Annotated in this window: 2 rRNA genes; both read right to left on the minus strand. The window is 37.7% G+C overall.

Annotated features, from left to right (window positions below):
• Window positions 1–226: ribosomal RNA gene (locus BKP37_RS06405) — 16S ribosomal RNA — on the minus strand; the annotation flags it as partial.
• Between the two features lie 637 nt (window positions 227–863).
• Window positions 864–979: ribosomal RNA gene (rrf, locus tag BKP37_RS06410) — 5S ribosomal RNA — on the minus strand.
• Window positions 980–1,112: the final 133 nt, after the last annotated feature.

Raw genomic sequence — 1,112 nt, forward strand, 5'->3', positions numbered from 1 at the left:
TTAGGTAAACCCAACTTTCACTTTAGAACCATGAGGCTCCAAAGATTATCCGGTATTAGCTTCGGTTTCCCGAAGTTATCCCAGTCTACAGGGCAGGTTGCCCACGTGTTACTCACCCGTCCGCCGCTAACTCTCATAAAGCAAGCTTTAATTGAGTTCGCTCGACTTGCATGTATTAGGCACGCCGCCAGCGTTCGTCCTGAGCCAGGATCAAACTCTCCATAAAAGTGTTTGATAAAGCTCAAAAATAAAAATTCATTGACGAGATATTTACTATCTCTTTAATTCGCTTGGCTGTGTGTTCAGTTTTCAAAGAACAATCAAATTCACTGTCGTTTCAGCGACAAGATTTATTGTATCACATCAATAATCTTTACGCAACATCTTTTTTTATTTTTTTCTCTTCAAAAAGATGTCTTTAACAACAGAATTTAATAATACCAAAGTGACACCACTCATGTCAACACTTATATAAAAAAATATCTATGATAGTTGGTTATATCCTTTAATAGCAAAAGAAACTATTCTATAGAATACTTTATAAAACTAAAATAAAGTTTAACAAAAACGAGCTTTATAAAATAATCGACATTGGATTACCCAAAAAAACTTTTTCAGGTCTATAATATCTCTATCAGCTTTGCGACGACAAACAGGCTCAAGAGCATCACTAGTAAACGTCGGGAAGTCTGACTTCAATCACAGCTTGATATTACTCCATTGACTAATCTACATGCAGCTTTGCTTCGAGGAAGCCTACTACGAAGCGATGCTTGTAGACGCAGATGCAGCACCACTTAACGCAAATACTCAATTTCCGAAAACAAAAAGAACACACTCCATTGGAATGTGTTCTTTATTTTACCTAGCAACGTCCTACTCTCACAAGGGGAAGCCCCTAACTACCATCGGCGCAAAAGAGCTTAACGATCGTGTTCGGCATGGGAACGAGTGTGACCTCTTCGCTATCGCCACTAGATAATATATTTAGTTGAAAGAAATCATTCTTTCAAAACTAGATAACATACATTTAAGTTTCTTGAGTGTGAATTCAATTCTTATTTTAGGATAAGTCCTCGACCGATTAGTATCTCTCAGCTCCACACGTCACC

Origin of the sequence: Anaerobacillus alkalilacustris (assembly GCF_001866005.1) — a bacterium.
Classification (GTDB): domain Bacteria; phylum Bacillota; class Bacilli; order Bacillales; family Anaerobacillaceae; genus Anaerobacillus; species Anaerobacillus alkalilacustris.